The sequence below is a fragment of the Vibrio sp. 2134-1 genome (assembly GCF_033339495.1).
This window is the reverse complement of sequence record NZ_JAWOUS010000212.1, coordinates 1-905: the sequence shown is the minus strand read 5'-3', so window position 1 is coordinate 905 and position 905 is coordinate 1. Positions and strand designations below refer to the sequence as shown.

Below are 905 nucleotides of genomic sequence, written 5' to 3'. Positions count from 1 at the left end.
GGCTGAGATTCCTTTGAGCTTCCAAGCTTAATCAACTTCTCACAGCAGTAGACTTTAAATACGAAAGCATCAGGCGCTTGAAACGTCTGATGCTTTTTTTGTTACGTCACACTGTGCTTAAAAGCGATATTTCCAATAGACGCCGCCATACAGACCTTCATAGCTTTGCAAAACGTCGCCCATCGTTCCGGTTTCGTTGTTAAACAAGTAATCCTCTTCTGAGTAGTCTTCATAACGAAGGTTAAGCTGCACGTTTTGATTTTCAGATACTTCATAGTCAGCGATGACTTCAAATCGATACGAGTTCGCCTCGTTATCAGGATATTGGTAACCACCAGATGTGGTTGAAGATTTACTGTCCGCTTGGCTGTAGCTGTAATCAAATGAGATAGAAAGTTTGTCGTCCAGCAGTCGCTCTTTACTCACACCAAAACCAATGGTTGTGATGTCATCTTTGAGCTTGGTGGTGTAGCGATTCCAGCCGACAACGTCAGAGTTTGCTTGTTGTTGCTCGGAGCGGATGATCTGTTGATTGTAAAAAACATGCCCGCTTAATCCGTCGAGTAAATTGAAGTTGAGGCTGAGGTCGTAGCCGTAATCTTCCCCTTCGCTTAAACCAATATCAGGTTTTGCATAGTCATCATTTCCGTACCAAAGTTCTGCAAGTATCTGGACATCGTCTGTCATGTCATAACTGCCGTCGCCACGGAGCTCAATCCTCTCTTTGTCGGCTAAATAGTATTGGCGCAAATTAGGCGAGTCGCTGCTGTCGTCCTGCCAATCAGAGCCATCGCGGAAAGAGTAGGAGACTTTACCGCCTAATTGCCACGGACTGTTTGGCCTGTACTGAGCACCAACAAAAACGCGTTGTTCATCGGTACGTTTTCGGTCGGCATAGCTTCGCT

At 45.5% G+C, this 905-nt stretch carries 1 protein-coding gene; it reads right to left on the bottom strand.

The genetic code is table 11. The features are described from left to right. Positions 1-117 precede the first annotated feature (117 nt). A partial coding sequence (locus R7R78_RS24995; protein WP_225474484.1) for an MtrB/PioB family decaheme-associated outer membrane protein occupies positions 118-905 on the bottom strand: 788 nt, incomplete at its 5' end.